The 19,487-nt window shown below is 56.0% G+C and carries 20 protein-coding genes, 1 pseudogene and 1 riboswitch; of the genes and pseudogenes, 9 read left to right on the top strand and 12 right to left on the bottom strand.

The window, feature by feature from the left end:
* Nucleotides 1-4: 4 nt before the first annotated feature.
* The 5 genes from SYN7336_RS09475 to SYN7336_RS09455 form a co-directional block, all read right to left on the bottom strand.
* Nucleotides 5-844, bottom strand: coding sequence for an ABC transporter permease (locus SYN7336_RS09475; RefSeq protein ID WP_017325698.1), 840 nt, complete (start codon nt 842-844; stop codon nt 5-7).
* A 77-nt stretch (nt 845-921) separates the two neighbouring features.
* The gene (locus tag SYN7336_RS09470) at nt 922-1,929 is read right to left on the bottom strand and encodes an ABC transporter substrate-binding protein (RefSeq protein ID WP_017325697.1); all 1,008 of its coding nucleotides are present in this window, start codon (nt 1,927-1,929) and stop codon (nt 922-924) included.
* 73 nt (nt 1,930-2,002) lie between these two features.
* Nucleotides 2,003-2,701: a hydrogenase nickel incorporation protein HypB gene (gene hypB / locus SYN7336_RS09465; RefSeq protein WP_017325696.1), complete on the bottom strand. Its 699-nt coding sequence runs from the start codon at nt 2,699-2,701 to the stop codon at nt 2,003-2,005.
* A 9-nt stretch (nt 2,702-2,710) separates the two neighbouring features.
* A complete protein-coding gene (hypA, locus tag SYN7336_RS09460) occupies nt 2,711-3,100 on the bottom strand; it encodes a hydrogenase maturation nickel metallochaperone HypA (RefSeq protein WP_017325695.1) in 390 nt (129 codons plus the stop codon).
* Nucleotides 3,100-4,275 (bottom strand): agmatinase family protein, encoded by a 1,176-nt coding sequence (locus SYN7336_RS09455; protein ID WP_017325694.1) that lies wholly within the window; start codon nt 4,273-4,275, stop codon nt 3,100-3,102. Before SYN7336_RS09455 ends, hypA begins: the two co-directional genes overlap by 1 nt.
* A gap of 58 nt (nt 4,276-4,333) precedes the next feature.
* A riboswitch (guanidine-I (ykkC/yxkD leader) is annotated at nt 4,334-4,438 on the bottom strand.
* 195 nt (nt 4,439-4,633) lie between these two features.
* Between SYN7336_RS09455 and SYN7336_RS09445 the strand changes: the two genes are divergently transcribed.
* From SYN7336_RS09445 to SYN7336_RS09435, 4 genes and pseudogenes are all read left to right on the top strand, one after another.
* Complete coding sequence (locus SYN7336_RS09445; protein ID WP_017325692.1) at nt 4,634-5,704, top strand: hypothetical protein; 1,071 nt, start codon at nt 4,634-4,636, stop codon at nt 5,702-5,704.
* 177 nt (nt 5,705-5,881) lie between these two features.
* Nucleotides 5,882-5,986 (top strand): annotated as a pseudogene (locus tag SYN7336_RS32680) (DUF4433 domain-containing protein); the annotation flags it as partial.
* 7 nt (nt 5,987-5,993) lie between these two features.
* The gene (locus SYN7336_RS25195) at nt 5,994-6,443 is read left to right on the top strand and encodes a DUF4433 domain-containing protein (protein WP_255346715.1); all 450 of its coding nucleotides are present in this window, start codon (nt 5,994-5,996) and stop codon (nt 6,441-6,443) included.
* A 13-nt stretch (nt 6,444-6,456) separates the two neighbouring features.
* Nucleotides 6,457-7,527 (top strand): macro domain-containing protein, encoded by a 1,071-nt coding sequence (locus SYN7336_RS09435; protein WP_017325691.1) that lies wholly within the window; start codon nt 6,457-6,459, stop codon nt 7,525-7,527.
* Between the two features lie 257 nt (nt 7,528-7,784).
* On the opposite strand, the gene SYN7336_RS09430 is transcribed toward SYN7336_RS09435, so the two are convergent.
* Together SYN7336_RS09430 and SYN7336_RS28785 are read right to left on the bottom strand one after the other, a co-directional pair.
* A complete protein-coding gene (locus SYN7336_RS09430) occupies nt 7,785-7,973 on the bottom strand; it encodes a hypothetical protein (RefSeq protein WP_017325690.1) in 189 nt (62 codons plus the stop codon).
* Nucleotides 7,974-8,151: 178 nt separating this feature from the next.
* The gene (locus SYN7336_RS28785) at nt 8,152-8,232 is read right to left on the bottom strand and encodes a deoxyhypusine synthase family protein (RefSeq protein WP_255346723.1); all 81 of its coding nucleotides are present in this window, start codon (nt 8,230-8,232) and stop codon (nt 8,152-8,154) included.
* A gap of 15 nt (nt 8,233-8,247) precedes the next feature.
* Here SYN7336_RS28785 and SYN7336_RS09420 point away from each other — a divergent pair, with 15 nt between their 5' ends.
* Nucleotides 8,248-8,676 carry a hypothetical protein gene (locus SYN7336_RS09420; RefSeq protein ID WP_017325688.1) on the top strand — a complete coding sequence of 143 codons (429 nt, stop codon included), beginning with the start codon at nt 8,248-8,250 and terminating at the stop codon, nt 8,674-8,676.
* Nucleotides 8,677-8,724: 48 nt separating this feature from the next.
* On the opposite strand, the gene SYN7336_RS09415 is transcribed toward SYN7336_RS09420, so the two are convergent.
* The 3 genes from SYN7336_RS09415 to rpmI all read right to left on the bottom strand — a co-directional run bounded on the left by SYN7336_RS09415 (nt 8,725) and on the right by rpmI (nt 10,239).
* Nucleotides 8,725-9,435 carry a transporter substrate-binding domain-containing protein gene (locus SYN7336_RS09415; RefSeq protein ID WP_162139101.1) on the bottom strand — a complete coding sequence of 237 codons (711 nt, stop codon included), beginning with the start codon at nt 9,433-9,435 and terminating at the stop codon, nt 8,725-8,727.
* A gap of 140 nt (nt 9,436-9,575) precedes the next feature.
* Nucleotides 9,576-9,923 carry a 50S ribosomal protein L20 gene (rplT, locus tag SYN7336_RS09410; protein ID WP_017325686.1) on the bottom strand — a complete coding sequence of 116 codons (348 nt, stop codon included), beginning with the start codon at nt 9,921-9,923 and terminating at the stop codon, nt 9,576-9,578.
* A 115-nt stretch (nt 9,924-10,038) separates the two neighbouring features.
* Nucleotides 10,039-10,239 (bottom strand): 50S ribosomal protein L35, encoded by a 201-nt coding sequence (gene rpmI, locus SYN7336_RS09405; RefSeq protein WP_017325685.1) that lies wholly within the window; start codon nt 10,237-10,239, stop codon nt 10,039-10,041.
* A gap of 146 nt (nt 10,240-10,385) precedes the next feature.
* On the opposite strand from rpmI, the gene hemF reads away from it, so the two are divergent.
* From hemF to SYN7336_RS09390, 3 genes are all read left to right on the top strand, one after another.
* Nucleotides 10,386-11,405 carry an oxygen-dependent coproporphyrinogen oxidase gene (gene hemF / locus SYN7336_RS09400; RefSeq protein ID WP_017325684.1) on the top strand — a complete coding sequence of 340 codons (1,020 nt, stop codon included), beginning with the start codon at nt 10,386-10,388 and terminating at the stop codon, nt 11,403-11,405.
* Between the two features lie 234 nt (nt 11,406-11,639).
* Complete coding sequence (locus SYN7336_RS09395) at nt 11,640-11,918, top strand: HU family DNA-binding protein (protein WP_017325683.1); 279 nt, start codon at nt 11,640-11,642, stop codon at nt 11,916-11,918.
* A 577-nt stretch (nt 11,919-12,495) separates the two neighbouring features.
* A complete protein-coding gene (locus SYN7336_RS09390; protein ID WP_026100852.1) occupies nt 12,496-16,485 on the top strand; it encodes a magnesium chelatase subunit H in 3,990 nt (1,329 codons plus the stop codon).
* A 98-nt stretch (nt 16,486-16,583) separates the two neighbouring features.
* On the opposite strand, the gene SYN7336_RS25190 is transcribed toward SYN7336_RS09390, so the two are convergent.
* Both SYN7336_RS25190 and SYN7336_RS09380 read right to left on the bottom strand, forming a co-directional pair.
* Nucleotides 16,584-17,183 (bottom strand): hypothetical protein, encoded by a 600-nt coding sequence (locus SYN7336_RS25190; RefSeq protein WP_038026802.1) that lies wholly within the window; start codon nt 17,181-17,183, stop codon nt 16,584-16,586.
* Between the two features lie 63 nt (nt 17,184-17,246).
* A complete protein-coding gene (locus tag SYN7336_RS09380; protein WP_017325680.1) occupies nt 17,247-18,116 on the bottom strand; it encodes a prohibitin family protein in 870 nt (289 codons plus the stop codon).
* A gap of 413 nt (nt 18,117-18,529) precedes the next feature.
* Here SYN7336_RS09380 and SYN7336_RS27860 point away from each other — a divergent pair, with 413 nt between their 5' ends.
* Nucleotides 18,530-19,411: a hypothetical protein gene (locus tag SYN7336_RS27860; RefSeq protein WP_156820095.1), complete on the top strand. Its 882-nt coding sequence runs from the start codon at nt 18,530-18,532 to the stop codon at nt 19,409-19,411.
* The last annotated feature ends 76 nt before the right edge of the window (nt 19,412-19,487 follow it).

The raw sequence follows: 19,487 nt of genomic DNA, 5'->3' as shown, positions 1-19,487 counted from the left end.
AACGTCAGTCAATTGCCCATTTACAGGTAAGCCGCATTATCCATTGCAGGGTTAAGTCGAGTAAGAACCCGATCGTGCCCAAAACAATCAGACAGGCGAAAATTTCATCGGTATGGAAAAAACGTTGAGCCAATTGAATGCGCTTGCCCAAACCTTCGTTAGCAGCCACGAGCTCGGCTACGACGACGAGGTTCCAAGCTGCTGCCATGTTGATGCGAAAGGCATCGAGGATGTTGGGGGCGATATAGGGGGCGATGACGCGGAAGAGCACTTGCACTCTGGCCCCCCCCAAAGTGTAGGTCGCCTCAATCAATTGTTTGGGGATGAACTTGACAGCGTCTGCGATCATCAGGGTGTTGAAAAACACGGTGCCAATAAAGATCAAGGCAATTTTCGGGGGTTCGTCTAGTCCCAGATAAATAATCAGTAGCGGAATGAAGGCGGGGGCGGGCATATAGCGGAAGATGCCGATGATGGGTTCGGCTAAGGAGCGAATGCTGGCGAAGGTACCCATACTGATGCCGATGGGGATGGCCGCGATCGCCGCTAAGATAAATCCACTCGACACCCTTAAAAAGCTGGCCGCGATGTCTTTGAGTAAAAATCCTTGTTCCCACAGCCGCACAAAGGCCCGACCCACATCGGCAGGGGAAGGCAAAAACTGGGAATTCACCCAACCCGTGCTGGCCATTAACCACCACAAGCTAAAGGGTACAAAGATGGATAGCAGGGCCAAGCTCCACTGCAGGGGCTTGGGAATGTCTTCGGCAATTCGCCAGAACACCGTTGGCTTCAGGCTGGGGCGGGAGTCGCTAGCGGAGCCTGCGAAGGGATGGGTCGTCACGATGGCAGTGGGGGAAGGGAACTCGATTAAAGGTGCCAGTCGGGATTTGACACCTCAAGCAATGGTTGGGCGATCGCTCATTCCGCCAGCGATGCGGCATAGGCGTCCACAAAGCGGCGATCGAACAGGGTGCTGAGGTCGGGGGCCTCGGGAATGAAGCCCATGCCCACCATAAATGCCGCCATTTCTACAGCGGCGTAGGGCATGGACGCGAAGCTATCTCCCTCACTAAAGGCTTCTAGATTATCTTCAAGGGTGAAAAAGCGGGTGCCTTCCTTGAACAGTTGTAGTTCTTCCGGGCTGACGCCAGCCCGTGCGGCCATGATTTCATCCGCCCGTTCGGGGTTTTCCTGCATGAATTCCAGAATGTCGAACCAGGTGTTCACTAACGCTTGCACCTGTTCGGGCTGCTCGTCGATAACCGTTTGACTGACCACGAGCAAATCGGGAATCGCACCAGGGAAGTCGGCAGAACTGAACAGCTCTCGGCTGCCCTCTCGCTCCAGCGCAGTCAGCCAGAAGGGAGGAAAGGCACCGACGGCATCCACCCGACCAGCGGCAAAAGCGGCAGCGGCAGCACCGGTTTCCAAAGGCATAATTTCGACATCGTCGCGACTGTAGCCCGCCTCCTCTAAACCGAGGGTGAGCAGGAAATCATCCACTACCCCTTCCTCCACAGCAACTCGCTTGCCTAACAGGTCTTCGATCGTGTCGATCCCTTCCGCCACAATAATTTTGTCGTTACCTGCGGAGTTATCGTTCACCAACACCACCACTTGCCCATTCACAGAATCGGCCACAAACGAAATGGTGTCGTTGAGGGTTTGGGTGTTACCGTCCAATTGACCGGCAGCAAAGGCTTCCATCGAGGCAAGATAGCCATCGAACCAGCGCAGTTCCACATGGGCACCGTTGGCCTCGAATAAGCCCTCTTGCTCGGCGATCGCCCAAGGCCACCAGCCCGCCCAGTTGCTGTAACCAATCGTGAGGGGCTCGGTGGCGGTGGGGTCGGGACTGGGAGCGCAACCGGCGATCGCTAGGCCCAGCGCGAGGGCGCAAGTGGGAAATAAGCTGCGAAAATTCATGGATACTCCTAGAGGGCGCAGGGCATAGGGGGAAAGGTTTCTAGCAGGATCGGAAGGCTCGTGCGAGGGGAAGTTAGAGGACCACTTGCGGCTGTTGCGATCGGACTCTGCGGACCTGTTGCTGCACCCACTCGAACCAGAGTTCGAGTCCCTCGCCGGATTTGGCCGATAGGGGAATGATGCTGGCGTTGGGGTTGAGCTGGCGCACATTGGCTTCAATCTGGCCGAGATCGACCTCTAGATAGGGAGCCAAATCCAGTTTGGAAACGAGCAGGCAGTCTGCTTCCCGAAACATGACCGGATATTTGAGCGGTTTGTCTTCCCCCTCTGTCAGGCTCAGCAGCGCCACTTTGGCATGTTCCCCCACTTCAAATTCCGCCGGACAGACCAAGTTGCCGACGTTTTCGACGAAGACTAAATCGAATTGTTCTGGGCTGTGCTCGCGCTCTAGCTGGTGCATGCCGCCCGCTACCATATGGGCATCGAGATGGCACGATCGGCCGGTGTTGATGGCAATCACGGGGACCCCGCAGCGGCGCAGGCGCTCGGCATCCAGTTGGGTGGTCATGTCCCCTTCGATGACGGCGATCTTCAGGTGATCGCGCAACGCCTCTAAGGTCTTTTCCAGCAGCACCGTTTTGCCCGCCCCCGGACTGCTCATGACGTTGAGACAGGTCATGCCCCAGCGATCGAACTGAGCCCGGTTGCGATCGGCTCCGGCTTGGTTGGCCTGCAGGAGATCGACTCCTGCCATATCGATGACTTGGTGCATCGGCTTCCCTCAACCTGAATGACACATCGTTTGTTCCTCGGCTGCAACGGCATCCCGACACTCCAACCGAGAAATTTTCAATTCCCGCCCAGAGCGGATGTCCTCTAGAGGCGATCGGCAGGCGGGGCAAGCGTATTGTTCTTCAATGGTGGGGAAATAGTTGCACTGGCAGGTGTGACAGTAGGCCACAAAGGGGATGCGCTCGATCGCCAATCGAGCCGAGTCCAGAAACGTACCCTGTTTGAGGGCGTCAAAGGCAAATTCCAAGCTGGCGGGTTCCACGCAAGTGAAATCCCCCACCAGCAGATAAACAGTCTCGATCTCCGGGGGGTCCGGCTGCGACACCCACCAATCTTCCAGCGTGGCGAAGAGCGCTTTGGTCATATCGACTTCGTGCATTAGCGCCCCCGCCAGTCGGCAATCAGTTCCGGTTGTGCGTGGTTGTGGACGAATCTGGGCTTGACTCCCAGGCGCGGCAACTGCTGGGAGCGCACCATATGGGCTAGCGAGTCGCAGATGACGCGGGTGGCCATTAAGGAAGTAATGTCGCTGATGTCGTAGGGGGGCGACACTTCCACCACTTCGAGACCGCAGACCTTCACTCTGGGGATGATGCGGGCTAGTAATCCCAAGGCTTCGCGAGGTAGCAGGCCGCCGGGTTCGGGCCAGCCGGTACCGGGGACAAATCCGGCGTCGATGCAGTCAATGTCGAAGCTGATGTAAACGCAATCAGTACCCTCAGTCGCTTTCTCGATCGCGAGCTCCGCTGCCGCATCCAGTCCCATTTCGGTAATGTCGGTGACGGTGAGGATATTGGTCGCCCGCTCGCGGCATACCTTCACCCCTTGGCGGGGTACTTGCCAGCCACCAATCCCCATTTGGACCAAGTTTTCAGCCGGGGCATTTTTGATATTGGTGGCGTGGAACCAGGGACAGGTGTGCATGCGCTCGTCCAGGTCGGTTTCTTGGGTGTCGACGTGGCGATCGAAGTGGATGATGCCGACTTTCAGATCCCCCAAATGTCGGCAGACGCCACGCACGGTGGGATAGCCGATGGAGTGATCGCCCCCCAGAATGACGGGCAGGGCACCGCTGGCAAAGACGTGGGCGACGGCTTTGGAAATCTGATCGAAGGATTTTTCGATATTGGCGGGGATGGTGAAGACATCGCCGATGTCGCACAGGGTTATCGATTCCCGCAGGTCCACCCCCAGCTCGAAGTTATAGGGGGTATAGAGGGCGGAGATGCGGCGAATGCCTTGGGGACCGAAACGGGTGCCGGGGCGGTAGGTGGTGCCGCAGTCGTGGGGGACGCCCAGGATGGCAACATCGTAGTTGCCCACTTCCCGCACGTCTTCGACGTAGGGGGCTTTGAGGAAAGTATTGATGCCGGCGAAGTGGGGCAGCTCGCCGCGAGAGAAGGTGGGGATGCTGCGATCGCGAATGCTGTCAGCGGCTTCGAGGCCAAATTCCAGCCCCCGTTGTACCTCTCGCTGCCAGCCGCTTTCGGATAACTTCGCTTCTTCCCCCAAACCCCGTTCGGCTTCGTTGGAATATCCGTTTAAGTCGGACATGCTCGTTCTCTGGTGACGGCGGCGAACTGCCGTTGACCCCAATGGTAGGCCAACATCATCCTCCCGGGCTTTTATCCCGCCGTGTCACCCCTCAGCTGATGCTGGGCGGCTGCCTCTCTCGGTCCAGACAGCGCCATCGCTCGGAACCCTAGAAGCCACTCTCTCAAGAGCTGTATGGTCGGCATCTTAGGGGAGGGGAACGGGTGGAACTGTATCTGGGATGACATTTGAGCTGATTGCAGCGCGATCGCCTCCAATCGACCTCGACCCAGCGCCAGGAACTAAACTCCGTCTGGCTCAGTCAGGATGCTATAGCAGCATAGTTTACTGATTCGATTGTCCCCGAGATATCACATTTATGAACGCTCGTTATTGGCTCTCCCGCAGTCTGATCTCCACCGCCGCGATCGCCACCCTCGCCCTCATACCCTCTGCAGCGATCGCCCAGCGCATCACCAACCCCAGTCCCTCCCAAGGCACCACCAACGTCGATCCCAGTTCTGCGATCTCGGCGTCCTTCTCTGCCCGGAACGGCAACTCTATACGCCCCGGCAGCCTGCGCATCTTTTTGGATGGCACCGATGTCACCGCCGCATCGGTCATCACTGCCGACTTCTTTAGCTACCGACCCCGCAACCCACTTTCCCCCGGCAATCATACAATTCGACTTGAATTCACCAATACGGCCAATCAGCCCCAACAGGCGCAATGGAGCTTCACGGTTGTGACTCCCAACGTCGCCGAGATCGAGTCGGTTTCCCACAACGGCACCGGCGAGGCGATCGCCCAAGGAGAAATGCTGTTGGTGACGGTGAACGGCACGCCTGACAGCATCGTCAGGGTGTTTTTAGTCAAAGACGGCAGGCAACTGCAGTCACTGAACGCTGCAGAAGTTTCTCGCGGGGTGTATGTGGCGAGCAAAGCTGTGGGAGCGAACGATCTGGCGGCTGAAGGAATTGTGGTGGCTCGTCTGGAGCGGCAGGGGGAGGTGCGCTTTGCGACTGCCGATCGCGCGATCGCTTTAGTAGCTGCTGCTGAGGTCAATGTCGAGCAAGTCGATGTGAGCGGTATTGGGGACGACGAGGTGCCTGCCACTGCTGCCCTCACGCCCGAATCGCTGCAGCCGCGCGTGACCAGCCACAAAAATGGCGATCGCGTTTCCGGCAACTCCTTTACTATTGCCGGTACCACTGCCCCCAATGCCTCTGTTTCCATTAGCGTGGTGTCTGAAAATTCCCTCGGGGGCTTTATCTCGACCCAGCGAGCACTAGCCGACCGCACTGTGCAAGCAGATGCAGAGGGCAATTTCAGCCTCAGTGTCAGCCCCGGTCCGCTCTCTATAGACGGCACGGTTTATAACATCGAACTCACGAGTATGGCCGGAGGCATTACGAGCCGCACCACCCAATTAGAATTGGTTCAAGACTAGAGCTAGAGCTTTGTCTGTCCCCCCCTTTCCCAAATTTCGGGGACGGGGGAACTCTGGCGTTTAAGGCTTTCAGCAAACCCGTCGCAAGGAGGCAGCGAGGTGACGGTACCCGCTCAGCCGAAGATTTACCATATCGTGCATGTAGACCGGCTGCAGTCGATAATCGCGGATGGCTATATGTGGTGCGATGCCCAAATTGCTGCGCGAGCATCAACGGGAACCACCATTGGTATGAGTCATATCAAACAACGGCGGCTCACACTCCCCTTGACTAGTCATCCAGGGTTACATGTGGGTGACTGCGTGCCGTTTTATTTCTGTCCGCGATCGATCGTGCTTTTACCTCCTCTATCAAGGCAATCATACCGATCTCACCTATCGCGGCGGGCAGGAGCCAATTGTGCATCTGCAAGCCGACCTACGCGCTTGCGTTACCTGGGCAGACCAACATGGCAAGCGTTGGGCCTTTACCCTATCGAATGCTGGGGCTTATTATTTTGAAAACCGCTGCGACCTCAAGCAGTTGCATGAAATAAACTGGCAAGCTGTTCGAGCCACCCATTGGCAAGCTTGCAAGGAGGGGAAGCAAGCAGAATTTCTGCTGGAATGCAGCTTTCCCTGGCATCTGATCGAACGCATCGGCGTGTATTCACAGGTAATTTATCAACAGGTAGCTAATGCCTTGCCTGCGGGTGGCCATCGACCCCAGGTTCAAATCAAGAAAGACTGGTACTACTGATCGGGAGGCAGCAATGACGATCGAGTATACGCAAGGCGATATCTTACGCGCCGATGCAGAAGCCCTGATCAACACCGTGAACTGCGTTGGCGTGATGGGGCGCGGCATTGCGCTTCAGTTCAAAAAAGCATTTCCGCAAAACTTCAAAGCCTACGCCGCCGCCTGTAAGAAGGAAGCAGTGCAGCCTGGGCAAATGTTCGTGTTTGCAACCGGACAACTCATCCATCCTCACTACATCATTAACTTCCCCACCAAACGCCATTGGCGCGGGGCCAGCCGAATACAAGATATCGATTCAGGACTCAAGGCGCTGGTGGAGACGATCCGCCAATACAACATTCAGTCCATTGCCATCCCACCTTTGGGTAGCGGGCTGGGCGGACTCAACTGGTCAGAAGTTAAGCCTCGCATCGAGGCAGCGCTCCAACCACTCACTGATGTACACGTTGCAATCTACGAACCACTTGGCGCGCCTAGCACTGAAACCATGGTGCGCAATCGTAAGGTACCGACCATGACAGCCGGACGAGCCGCGCTGGTAGAACTGATGCGCCGCTACCTCAGCGGTCTACTCGATCCCACTGTCACTCTGCTAGAAGTCCACAAGCTAATGTATTTCATGCAGGAAGCCGGTGAGCCGTTGAAGCTGCAGTACCGGAAAGCCTCTTATGGTCCCTATGCCGAAAACCTGCGCCATGTGTTCAATGCAATCGAAGGGCATCTCGTTTCTGGCTACGCAGACGGCGGCGATGCCCCCGACAAACCGCTCCAATTGGTACCGGGTGCAGTGGAAGAAGCCACAGCATTTCTACAACAGTGTCCAGAAACTCGCGATCGCTTTGATAAGGTAGCGTCGCTAGTAGAAGGATTCGAGTCCGCCTTTGGCCTGGAGCTATTGTCCACAGTTCACTGGATTGTGAAAACTGAATCCGTTAACTCCGTCGATGAAGTTGTCAGCCAAACTTACGCCTGGAACGACCGCAAGCGACAATTTACCCCCCGCCAGATCGCGATTGCCGTCGATGTGTTGGTGAATAAGCAATGGGTAAACCGCCTAGACCCCCGAGAGATCCAATCAAACTGACGGCAAACAGCTCAGCCGCGATTCAGTCTGCACAACCAGCCAGAACTCTCAGGAAAACTCCTGATGAACACAGCCCCAATCATTTAACGTCTGGAGCTTTTGCACCATCCTACGCGACGACGGCATCGGCTATGGCAACTACCTAGAACAGCTCACCTACCCGATCTTCCTCTAGCAGGACCGGGAACTTTATGAGGAGTAGGGGGGCAATTCAGCTTGCCAGCACTCAGTTACGAGTCAGGTTTTATCACAGCAGTCTATGGAAAGGTCGCTAACAACAGCAAAGAGCCTGCGTAGCAGCACAGACCGGAGAGGAGGCCAATCGACAGAATTTGGAGGGCGGCGGTACCTGTTTCGGCGATCGCCTGCTGTTGGGCGGGGGTACGCTCGACAATAGGGGCAGCAGGTTGCCGATAGTTATGAGTGCGAAGCTTGAGCGAGTGCATGATGCCAAATCCTCAACAGAGGGGAAAAGTCTCAAGTTCCAATCTAGGAAGCTCTGGCGGAGATGGCTCGTCCTTTTACTAGGTGTGATGCGAAGTAGCATTCCGAAATATTCGGTATCAATTCGTTGAGCAGCTCGATCTCGATCGCGCTTGTATTGGGCTATTGCGATGAAGATTTTCAGTCGATTTTGCCCCACGACACGGCTTCAGCGGGGGTAGCTCCCGACAATCCCCCCGTATCGGGTCGAGCGTCAGTCACCTGCAAGAAATAATCGTGGCCGCTCTCGTCAATGCCCAGGCGTTACAGCAAGTTTTGAGGCGTTTAGACCAAGCGTTTGACCGCCGCAAAAAGCTAGGGGCTGGGTTCCCCCGGTTCGAGAAGTCGGGGCGAATGCGGTCATTCTCTTTTCCTCAACTGGGCAAAGCTCCGTTGAGAGACGGGGCAGTTAAGCTGCCAGGGCTGGGTTGGATGGCCATTCGCCATTCGCGCCCCTATCCAGAGGGCTTCACCGTCAAGCAAGCCAGGGTCGTCAAACGAGCATCAGGCTATTACGTCATGCTCACTTTTCGGGCCGATATCGTCATCCCAGAACCACCATTGGTGGGTCATGTAGTGGGCGTAGATGTTGGGCGGACAGTGCTGAAAATGCCCCTGGAGAGGTTCTGGCGGGGAGTGTTTTGCACTCTAGCCAAGATTCTGTGAATGGGGAATCTCCTGCTATACGCGAAGTGTTAGCGGGATGAGCGTCAATCAAGGCAACCCCCATTGCTCTGCCTGGGTTTCAAACCAGCCCGAATCGGCGAGCTCCCGGACGATCGAGTGGGTGCGGCGACGCAATTCCGAAGCTTGATTCCCCTTGGGTAAGGCGATCGCCAGTCCCGAGCCCGACAAGAGAGGCTGCAGGAGTCGATAGTCAGACTGCTCTGCTACCCAACCCGCCATCACCGATGCATCCGCAGCAAATCCATCCACTTGCCCCTGCTGCAATGTCTCTAGGCCCTCTCGATAGGAGCTCACCCCCACCAGTGCTAACTCTGGAGCCGCTGCATTGAGGGTCGCGATCGCCGCCGAGCCCGCTAACACTGCGAGAGTCTCGTCCGTCAAATCTAGCGTAGAGGTCAGCGGGCTACCCAGCGGCACCACCACCGTCGTGCCATCGAGATAGTAAGGCTCTGTAAAACTCACCAAACGCAGTCGATCGATCGTAATACCAATCTGGGCAATGGCCAGATCGACGCGATCGTCGATCGTCGCCGCCAAGCGATCCTGATGGCTTACCGCTACAAACTCGACTGTCGCCCCGTCGCCGAGCATTCGTTCGGCCAACTCGGTGGCGATCGCAATCTCAAATCCCTGCCAAGTGCCATGACTATCCCGCCACGCTAGGGGTGGCAGGTTATCTTTCACGGCCACCCGCAAGCGACCGCTAGCGGCAATCTCCTGCCAGGGGCGAGCCGCCACAGTCCCCCTCCACAAAGACGGGATAGTCCCCAAAACAAGGACTATCCCAACCGCTACTCGTTGCAGCGCTTCCTTCAAGAACAGTCGCTTCGAGCCATTGCTACTATCTCGATCTGGCATGTGCGAGCATTCGTCCCACCTTACTGGTTAGCAGTTTCTACCACTTTGGAAAACGCTTCTGGATCGAGAATGGCCATCTGGGCCAACATCTTGCGATTTAATGCGATATCGGACTGCTTCAGCTTGTAAGTCAGAGTGCTGTAGTTGAGCCCCCGCTGGCGAGCGGCAGCATTGATGCGGGCAATCCAGAGGCGACGGAAATCCCGCTTGCGACGGCGGCGATCGCGGTAGGCGTTCCGCAATGCTTTCATCACCTGCTGATTAGCAACGCGGAAGAGCTTGGAATGGGAGCCGACATAGCCCTTCGCCAGCCTGAGAATTTTTTTGCGTCGTTTGCGGGCGACGTTTCCCCGTTTGACTCGCGACATGATAGTTAGAGTGACTGCTTACAAATGAAAATCGGCGATGGCAGCATCGGCCGAGCGATGCGCGATCTTTAAGGTGGAGAATCTTTAAGGTGGAGATCCTAATTCCTAATTTGGACTAATTGGAGTAGGGTAGCTGCAACTTGACATTTGCCGCATCCGACTCGGCGACTAAAGACGTCTTGCGCAATTTGCGCTTGCGACTGGAGGTCTTGTGCTCCAACAAGTGGTTGTGATTGGCGTGCCGACGCACGATCTTCCCCGTTCTGGTGATGCGGAATCGCTTGGCGGTGGCGCGACGAGTCTTAACTTTCGGCATGATATTTAGGCAATGGCACGGCCTACTACTTTAAACGGTCGAACCCCATTTTTGCAACCATCGAGCGGATTGCAGATGAAGGCGGTGTTGCCAGCCCTTCTCCCGAATGGGAAGATAGTGAAGCTTTTTGAAATCCCACTCGTTCTATGACCGCCACTCCTACTGCCCCTACTCAAACCACTAGGGAACGAGTCAGCCAGTTTCTGCAAGGACTCCAAGACAGCATTTGTACCGCACTAGAAGCGATCGATGGCGAGGCTAGCTTTCGCGAAGATAGCTGGGAGCGTCCGGAGGGGGGCGGCGGCCGATCGCGCGTTATGGAAGAGGGGCGCATTTTTGAAAAGGGCGGAGTGAATTTTTCCGAGGTGTTTGGGTCGAAGTTACCGCCGTCGATTGTCAAGCAGCGGCCCGAGGTGGAAGGGCACGGTTTTTATGCCACCGGTACGTCTTTGGTGATACACCCCCGCAATCCTTATGTGCCGACGGTGCATATGAATTACCGTTATTTCGAGGCAGGACCGGTCTGGTGGTTTGGCGGCGGGGTCGATTTAACTCCCTACTATCCGTTTCGAGACGATGCGGTTCATTTTCACCGCACCATCAAACAGGCTTGCGATCGCCACCATCCCGATTACTATCGAGCCTTTAAGTATTGGTGCGATCGCTATTTTTATTTGCCCCATCGCGACGAGGCTCGCGGGGTGGGCGGCATTTTCTTCGATTACCAAGACGGGCGTCCCGGGCCGCTGTGCAAGTCGAGTGCCGCCAATCTCGACGAAGGCATTACTCAGCTCTCGATTGGCGATCGCAGTTGGGAGCAGTTATTCGGCTTCGTGCAAGATTGCAGCAAGGCGTTCTTGCCTTCGTACGTGCCCATTGTGGAGCGTCGCTGCGAGATGGATTATGACGATGCCGAACGTCAGTTTCAGCTTTATCGTCGCGGGCGCTACGTAGAGTTTAATTTGGTGTACGACCGAGGGACGATTTTTGGCTTGCAGACGAATGGGCGCACTGAATCGATTTTGATGTCGCTGCCGCCGTTAGTGCGTTGGGAATACGATTTCCATCCCGAACCGGGCAGTCGCGAAGCGGAATTGTACGATGTCTTTCTCAAGCCTCAGAATTGGGCGGCAGAGGATGTGGCGATCGCCGAGCGAGGAGATTGAGGGCGATCGCCCGTTTGTCGTTCGTTGAGGTGTCTGTAACTGTGGCGTTCCCATCCCATCGATCCCCATCGGAAGGATTGGATTTAGTGAATGAGAGAGTCAAAATCGGCTGAAATGCGGTCAAATCCTCACAAAACTCCCAAAAAATCGAAGAAAACCTCTCAAAAGCTTGCCCTGACAGCAATTGCAGGCTTTACTATAGCGTGAAGTCAATCTGAATACAGAATTGCCGCTATGAACAAGGGTGAGTTAGTGAACGCGATCGCTCAATCTGCAGGCGTGAGCAAGAAAGATGCCGATACTATTCTATCGGCCACACTCGATACCATCGTCGAAACCGTCGCCGAGGGAGGTAAGGTCACACTCGTTGGTTTTGGCTCGTTCGAACCCCGCGAACGCCAAGCTCGCGAAGGTCGCAATCCCAAAACTGGCGAAAAAATCACCATTCCCGCCACCAAGGTGCCAGCCTTCTCTGCCGGTAAATCGTTTAAAGATAAAGTGGCTGACAAATAGCTGCGAGCGGATAGTTGCTACAGCCAGCAATGGCCTCGCTGCGCTCGGTTGCCGAGCATCGAGTTCTGGCCCATGACAAACGGGGATGTGCCCGCCTGAAGATTTTGGCGATCCCCACCCATACTCCGGTCAAATCCCTCACAAGCGGGAACGCCAAGGGTTATGAGACCGTCAGAATGCCTGTCAATCCGAATGCCTGTCAATCCGAATGCCTGTCAAAGAGTCGGCCAACGCTCGCGTCAGAATGCCACCCAATATCGCTACGACTGCCGCTCAAATTTGAACGGCCACAGGATTACAATTCGATGAAAAAATAAGAACTGACAATCTCGATCGTTGTCAAGTCAGTAAGCTTCAGTCATTTTGTCAAGTGCTTTTGCGCCATTACTCAGGCCGCATCTGCACTCAGAGCATGATGTTTTGTTAAAAGACTTGTACAGATTTTTAATTACTGAGAAGAAGTCTGCTAAAACGAGGATTGAATTTCGATTGGTTTGGTTACGATGGGGAGCCTGTACCCATCGTAGATCTCTGTCGAGATTCGCACGCTTTGCATTCATTGAGGGAGAAGTTGCCCATGTTCACTCAGGTTCGACCATCGATTCGACACATCGAGCCAGAGACCGTGGGGGATCGAGCCCTGATCCGGGTGGTTTACGTCGTGCTCGAACCCCAGTACCAAAGTGCTCTGTCGGCAGCGGTACGTGCCATTAACGCCTCCAACACCAGCGTGGCGATCGAAATTAGTGGCTACCTGATTGAAGAATTGCGGGATGCCGACAATTACGAAGCCTTCCAGCAGGATATTGCCGAGGCCAACTTGTTTATTGGCTCGTTGATTTTTATCGAAGACTTAGCTGAGAAAGTCGTCGCTGCCGTGCAGCCCCACCGCGATCGCCTCGATGCCGCTGTGGTGTTCCCCTCCATGCCGCAGGTGATGCGCCTCAATAAACTGGGCAGTTTCTCGATGGCGCAACTGGGGCAATCCAAAAGCGCGATCGCCCAATTCATGCGCAAGCGCAAAGAAAATTCGGGGGCGTCCTTCCAAGACGCCATGCTCAAACTACTGCGCACCCTGCCTAAGGTACTCAAATACCTGCCCGTCGATAAAGCGCAAGATGCTCGCAACTTCATGCTCAGCTTTCAATATTGGCTGGGGGGTTCGGAAGAGAACCTGGTTAACTTCCTGCTGATGATTGCCGACAAGTACGTTCTGGATGGCGAGCAGAAAGGGAATACCGTTCTGGAGTACAGCGATCCCGTTACCTATCCCGACATGGGGATCTGGCACCCCTTAGCGCCGCAAATGTACGAGGACGTGCGAGCGTACTTCGATTGGTACGAGTCCCGCCCCGATCTGACAGACGATCAAAAAGATCCCCTCTCCCCTTGCATCGGTTTGGTCCTGCAGCGCACCCACCTGGTCACGGGGGACGATGCCCACTATGTCGCCATGGTGTCGGAGCTGGAGAGCATGGGCGCCCGCGTTCTGCCCGTATTCGCTGGCGGCCTAGATTTCTCCAAACCAGTGGATGCCTATTTCTTCGATCCTGCCTCTACGCAAGATAAACCACTAGTCGATGCCGTCGTCTCCCTAACGGGCTTTGCCCTGGTGGGCGGTCCCGCTCGACAGGATCACCCCAAGGCGATCGACTCCCTCAAGCGGCTGAATCGTCCCTATATGGTGGCCTTGCCCCTCGTGTTCCAAACCACCGAAGAGTGGGAAGAGAGTGACTTGGGCCTGCATCCCATTCAGGTGGCCTTGCAGATGGCGATTCCCGAATTGGATGGAGCGATCGAGCCGATCGTGCTGTCCGGCCGCGATGGCGCGACGGGTAAGGCGATCGCCCTTCAAGATCGGATTGAATCCATTGCCGGTCGAGCGATGAAATGGGCCAGCCTGCGGCGCAAGCCCAAGCTGAATAAAAAGCTAGCCATCACTGTTTTCAGCTTCCCCCCCGATAAAGGCAACGTCGGCACTGCCGCTTACCTCGATGTCTTCGGCTCCATCTACCGCGTCATGGAAGCCTTGCAGCGCAACGGCTATGACGTGCAAGACTTGCCCGAATCTCCCAAAGCATTGATGGAGCAAGTGATCCACGACTCTCAGGCGCAATATAGCAGCCCCCAGCTCAATGTCGCCTACCGGATGCCAGTGCGCGAATACGAGCAGCTCACCCCCTATTCCAGTCGCTTAGAAGAAAACTGGGGTCCCCCTCCCGGCGAGCTCAACACCGACGGCCGCAATCTGCTGGTGTACGGCAAGTCCTTTGGCAATCTCTTTATCGGCGTGCAGCCCACCTTTGGCTACGAAGGGGACCCCATGCGGTTGCTGTTCTCCCGCTCGGCTAGCCCCCACCACGGCTTTGCCGCCTATTACACCTACTTAGAGCGCATTTGGGGGGCAGACGCCGTTCTGCACTTCGGCACCCACGGTTCGCTGGAGTTTATGCCCGGCAAGCAAATGGGCATGTCCGGCGCCTGCTATCCCGACAGCCTGATCGGCAAGATTCCCAATCTCTATTACTACGCTGCCAATAACCCCTCCGAGGCCACGATCGCCAAGCGTCGCAGCTATGCCGAGACCATCAGCTACCTCACTCCGCCTGCCGAAAATGCGGGTTTGTATAAGGGTCTGAAGGAGTTGAGCGAGTTGATTGGGTCCTACCAATCCCTCAAGGATAGCGGTCGCGGCATTCAGATTGTGAATGCGATCGTCGAGCAATGCCGTATCTGCAACCTCGATAAGGACATCGACTTGCCCGAGTTAGATGCGAAGGAACTGTCGGTGGAGGAGCGCAATACTCTGATCGGGAAAGTGTACGCCAAGCTGATGGAAATTGAGGCGCGCCTGCTGCCCTGCGGCTTGCATGTGATTGGCGAGCCGCCTTCTGCAGAAGAGGCGATCGCCACGTTGGTGAATATCGCCAGCATCGATCGCCCCGAAGAGGAGATTATGGGCTTGCCCGGCCTGATTGCCCGCAGCATCGATCGCGATATTGAAGAGATTTATCGCAACAACGATGCTGGGGTGTTAGAAGACGTTCAGCGTTTGCAGGACATTACCCAAGGGGTGCGCGATGCGGTCGGCGCTCTGGTGAAAGCGCAAACGGATGCGGAAGGGCGCGTCTCTCTCGTTTCCAAGTTCAATTTCTTGAGTCTGGGTCGCAAGGCTCCTTGGCTGGACGCTTTGGCAGCAGCAGGTTTCCCCCATGTGGATGCCGAGCAGCTCAAGCCCCTAATGGAGTTTCTGGAGTTTTGTCTGGAGCAGGCTTGTGCCGATTTCGAGTTGGGTAGTCTGATTCAGGCGCTGGAGGGGGAGTACATTATGCCGGGTCCCGGCGGCGATCCCATCCGCAACCCCAGCGTTCTGCCCACGGGCAAAAACATTCACGCTCTGGACCCGCAGTCGATTCCCACGAGTGCTGCCGTTCAGTCCGCCAAGATTGTGGTCGATCGCCTGCTCGATCGCCAGAGGCTCGACAATGACGGCAATTGGCCCGAGACGATCGCCTGCGTGTTGTGGGGCACCGACAATATCAAGACCTACGGCGAGTCTTTAGCCCAAATTATGTGGATGGTGGGGGTACGCCCCATGCCCGACTCATTGGGTCGCGTCAACAAGCTGGAGTTGATTCCCCTAGAAGAGTTGGGTCGCCCTCGCATTGACGCGGTCATCAACTGCTCGGGGGTATTCCGCGATTTGTTTATCAACCAGATGGCGCTGCTGGACCGTGCAGTCAAGATGGCGGCTGAAGCGGACGAGCCGCTGGAGATGAACTTCGTGCGCAAACATGCCTTGGCCCAGGCGGAGGAGATGGGGGTTGGCGTCCGTCAGGCTGCTACTCGCGTCTTCTCGAATGCCTCGGGCTCTTATTCCTCGAACGTGAACTTGGCAGTGGAGAACAGCAGTTGGGAAGAGGAGGCGGAACTGCAGGAGATGTATCTCGCGCGCAAGTCGTTTGCGTTCAACTCGGATAACCCCGGCGTGATGGATCGATCTCGCGACCTGTTCGAGCGGACTCTCAAAACCGCTGACGCCACGTTCCAAAACCTCGATTCCTCCGAGATCTCCCTCACGGATGTCTCTCACTATTTCGATTCCGATCCCACCAAGATCGTGTCAGCGTTGCGGGAGGACGGCAAAGTTCCGGCGGCCTACATTGCTGACACTACGACGGCGAATGCTCAGGTGCGGACGCTGTCCGAGACGGTGCGGTTGGATGCTCGCACTAAACTGCTCAATCCAAAGTGGTACGAGGGGATGCTCAGCCACGGCTACGAGGGGGTGCGGGAGCTGTCCAACCGGTTGGTGAATACGATGGGCTGGTCGGCGACGGCTGGGGCAGTGGATAACTTTGTCTACGAGGATGTGAATGCCACATTTATTGACGATAAGGAAATGCGCGATCGCCTCATGAATCTCAACCCCAATTCTTTTCGTCGCATGGTGGGAACGCTGCTCGAGGTGAACGGTCGGGGCTATTGGGAGACGTCTGACGAGAACATCGATCGCCTGCAGGAAATCTATGCTGAGGTGGAAGACCGCATTGAAGGGATTGAATAGGCGATTCGACTGAATCTAACACTGGTTGCTCTGGCGAACTCGTTTTGGTGTAGCGGTGCTGCCATCTGCGGTAAGCACTACAGCATCGATTGAGGATGTCACGGCAGTGGTTCGAGCTTGTGGCCACAACCATAGCGCAGTAGCATCTGGGCAATAAATTCAATGGCAGTGGTTCGAACCGGTGGGGATGGGCCCGCTTCCGGGCTGCGCAACCACCAACCCGAAGCGCGATCGGGAAATTGCCATAGATCCAAATGGGCTAGGGGCGGATCGGCATAAAAACTATCTCGCCCCGAACCCAACAGAGCAGAACTCCAATGGGTAAAGCGATCGTGGCTGACTCGATGGAAAGGAAATTGACCGAGTTGAGGCACCCCCCAACCATCCAGCGCGATCGCCGCTGCAATAGTGCCGCCTTGATGTTGCCACAGTTGGGCAGCAGCGATCGCCCCCATCGCACCAGCACTAAACCCAATCGAGATGAGAGGCTCCTGGAGCTGGCAATAGCGCAAGAGGTAGGCCCCAACCGCCAAACCACAGAAGGGGGAATAGCGATTGGCGGGAAGCAGGCCATAGGCTTGAGCTCTGCTCTGGTGCGGGGCTGGTTCTAAAGCTTGCAGTTGCCGATCCAGGGCGGTGACAAAACGGTCGCTCAGACGCGGCTCGTGGATGCCCGGACAAATGACTAGGGTCGCCAAAAACGCTATTCCTCGCGCGACTCGCACTCATCATCCCCTGACGGCGACAGTCTGTGGCGATCTCTAGCGGCCCAAACTCCCCGGTTGAGTAATGCGATCGGACGCCGTCACAATTGCCTTGGTGCCCGGAGCTAGCTTGAGAACATACTCTAGCTGGACAATTTCAGGGTTCTGCTGCAGCGCCTCCCCCTTCAACTGAATGGCTGAAGCCTCCCCCTCCGCCTGAACGATCGTCCGCTGCTTCTCCAACTCAGCTTTTTCCACCAAAAAGCGCTCCCGCTCTTTCTCCTGCTCTGCAATCTGCTTTTGCTCGATCGCCGTTTGGAATTGATCGGAGAATTTCACGTTGCGCAAAAAGACATCCTGCAAAATCAAGTCGTTATCGGCAAACTTAGAGGCCAGTTGCGCTTCGATCGCATCTTGAATCTGTTCTCGCTCGTCCGAGAACACGGCGATCGCCTGATGCAGAGCTAATTCATTGCGCACCACCGTACGCACCTCGGGACGAATCACCTTATCCAAATAGCGGGAACCAATTGTTTGGTGCAAGTGGGAGACTTTAGCAGGATCGAGACGGTAGCGCACAGAGACATCGAGGGAAATTTGCTGGCCGTCAGAACTCAGCACCCGCAAAGCATCGTCCCCCTGCACCGTTCCTTCCGATCGCTGCGAGGCCATGGTGTAGGTTTGGGTGCGCACGTCATAGAAGATGGGGGACTCGATGACTGGCAGCAAAATGCTGAAGCCTTCTCCTCTCGGAGTGGCTTCCAAACCGCTGAAGGAATTAAAGATGACTGCCCGCGCTCCGGCAGGTACCACCAACAAACATTGGGAGCCCACCGTCAGCAGGATAAATAAGAGACCGGCCAACAGATAAATCAAAATGGGAATATTGGGCAGATTGAAGTCGGGACGAGGATTGGCGGATCGCATTCAAGAGTCTCCAAACTGGCAAAGCACCTCTGTTGAGCCTAACGGATTGGCGTTCCAATTGCGAAGGGGTCGAGAGCATTCGGAGGGCGATCGGGAGCGCGGCACCCGTCTGCACTGAGTCTGCCATGTCAATCTCCCTCGGTCGACATACCACATGTAGGGTTATTTCAAGATAAAAATGATAGACTGCCCCTATAGATAGCTTATGTTGATATCCCTTCCCCCAGAGTATCGAGCTGTCTGCCGCCGCGATTGATGAGGACACTATGATCGCTCGTTTCCCCCACCTCCGTTGGACAACCCAATTAACTCGGAAAACCCAATTAACTCGGAAAACCCAATTAACTCGGAAAACCCAATTAACTCGGGCAACCCAATTAACTTGGATAACAAATTTAACTACGAAAACTGGCTTGGGTGCAGTTGCCCTGTCGATGATCCTGCAGCCCCTTCTCGGGCTCCAGCGGGGAGCCGTCACGGCTCAGGAAGTCTTGCCCGGTCGCGAGATTGAATTTACCCCCTCCAATGACAGCGCCCCTGCACCAGTTCCTCCCGCTGCCCCCAGACCTGCTGCTCAGGTAGAGGTGCCTCAGGGCACGTTCACTCGGGCTGCGACCTCCCAAGTGCCTCAGGTTCGACCTGCCCCCCAGACAGGAGGCACCTCCCCCGCCTCGTTACCAGCAGTGCCAGTGTCTTACGACTATCAGCGATCGCCCGCTGCCGTTGAGAATGCCACCCCCTTCACGCGGGGTCAGGTGTCTGCGGGAACCGTTATTCCACTGTCGGTCTATCGTCAATTGGTGTTTCAATTGTACGAGCCCGTACAAACCAACTTGGTGGTGGAGTCTGACGTTACAGATAGCTCGGGCCGCACCACGATCCCGGCGGGGAGTATTGTGTGGGGAATGTTCGAGCCGATTGAAGTGCAAGAGGAAGAAACCCTCGGCTCTTACGAGCGCACGCGCACGCGGGTCGTAGGCAGCCGGTTTATTGCCGAGCGGATTGAAATTCAGTCATCTGCTTACGCGCTCGTCGGTCAAACTGAAGAGTTGCCCATCAGCATTATCGATCCGACGGCAGATGCGGACAAAGTGGCATTGCAAGGGGCTGGATATGGTGTTGCGGGTGGCGTGCTGTTGGGAGTGTTAACCGGTGGCGTCGGCTTTTTGCCATTGATGGCGATCGGCGGGTTGGGCGGTGCGATGGCGGGAACTGCTCAGATCGATCGGGTGGTGGCTTTGGAACCGGGCGTGACGGTGCAATTGGTGCTGGCGGAGGATTTGGTAACCCGTTAGGAGAGCGTCAAGTTTGGGCTGGAGGGAATATTCTGTGCGATGGAGCATAGCTCGTTGGTAACGTACAAAGAGCAAG

The sequence above is a fragment of the Synechococcus sp. PCC 7336 genome (assembly GCF_000332275.1).
Classification (GTDB): Bacteria; Cyanobacteriota; Cyanobacteriia; order Thermostichales; family PCC-7336; genus PCC-7336.
Note: the sequence above shows the minus strand (reverse complement) of the source record. Positions and strands in the feature narration are given on the sequence as shown.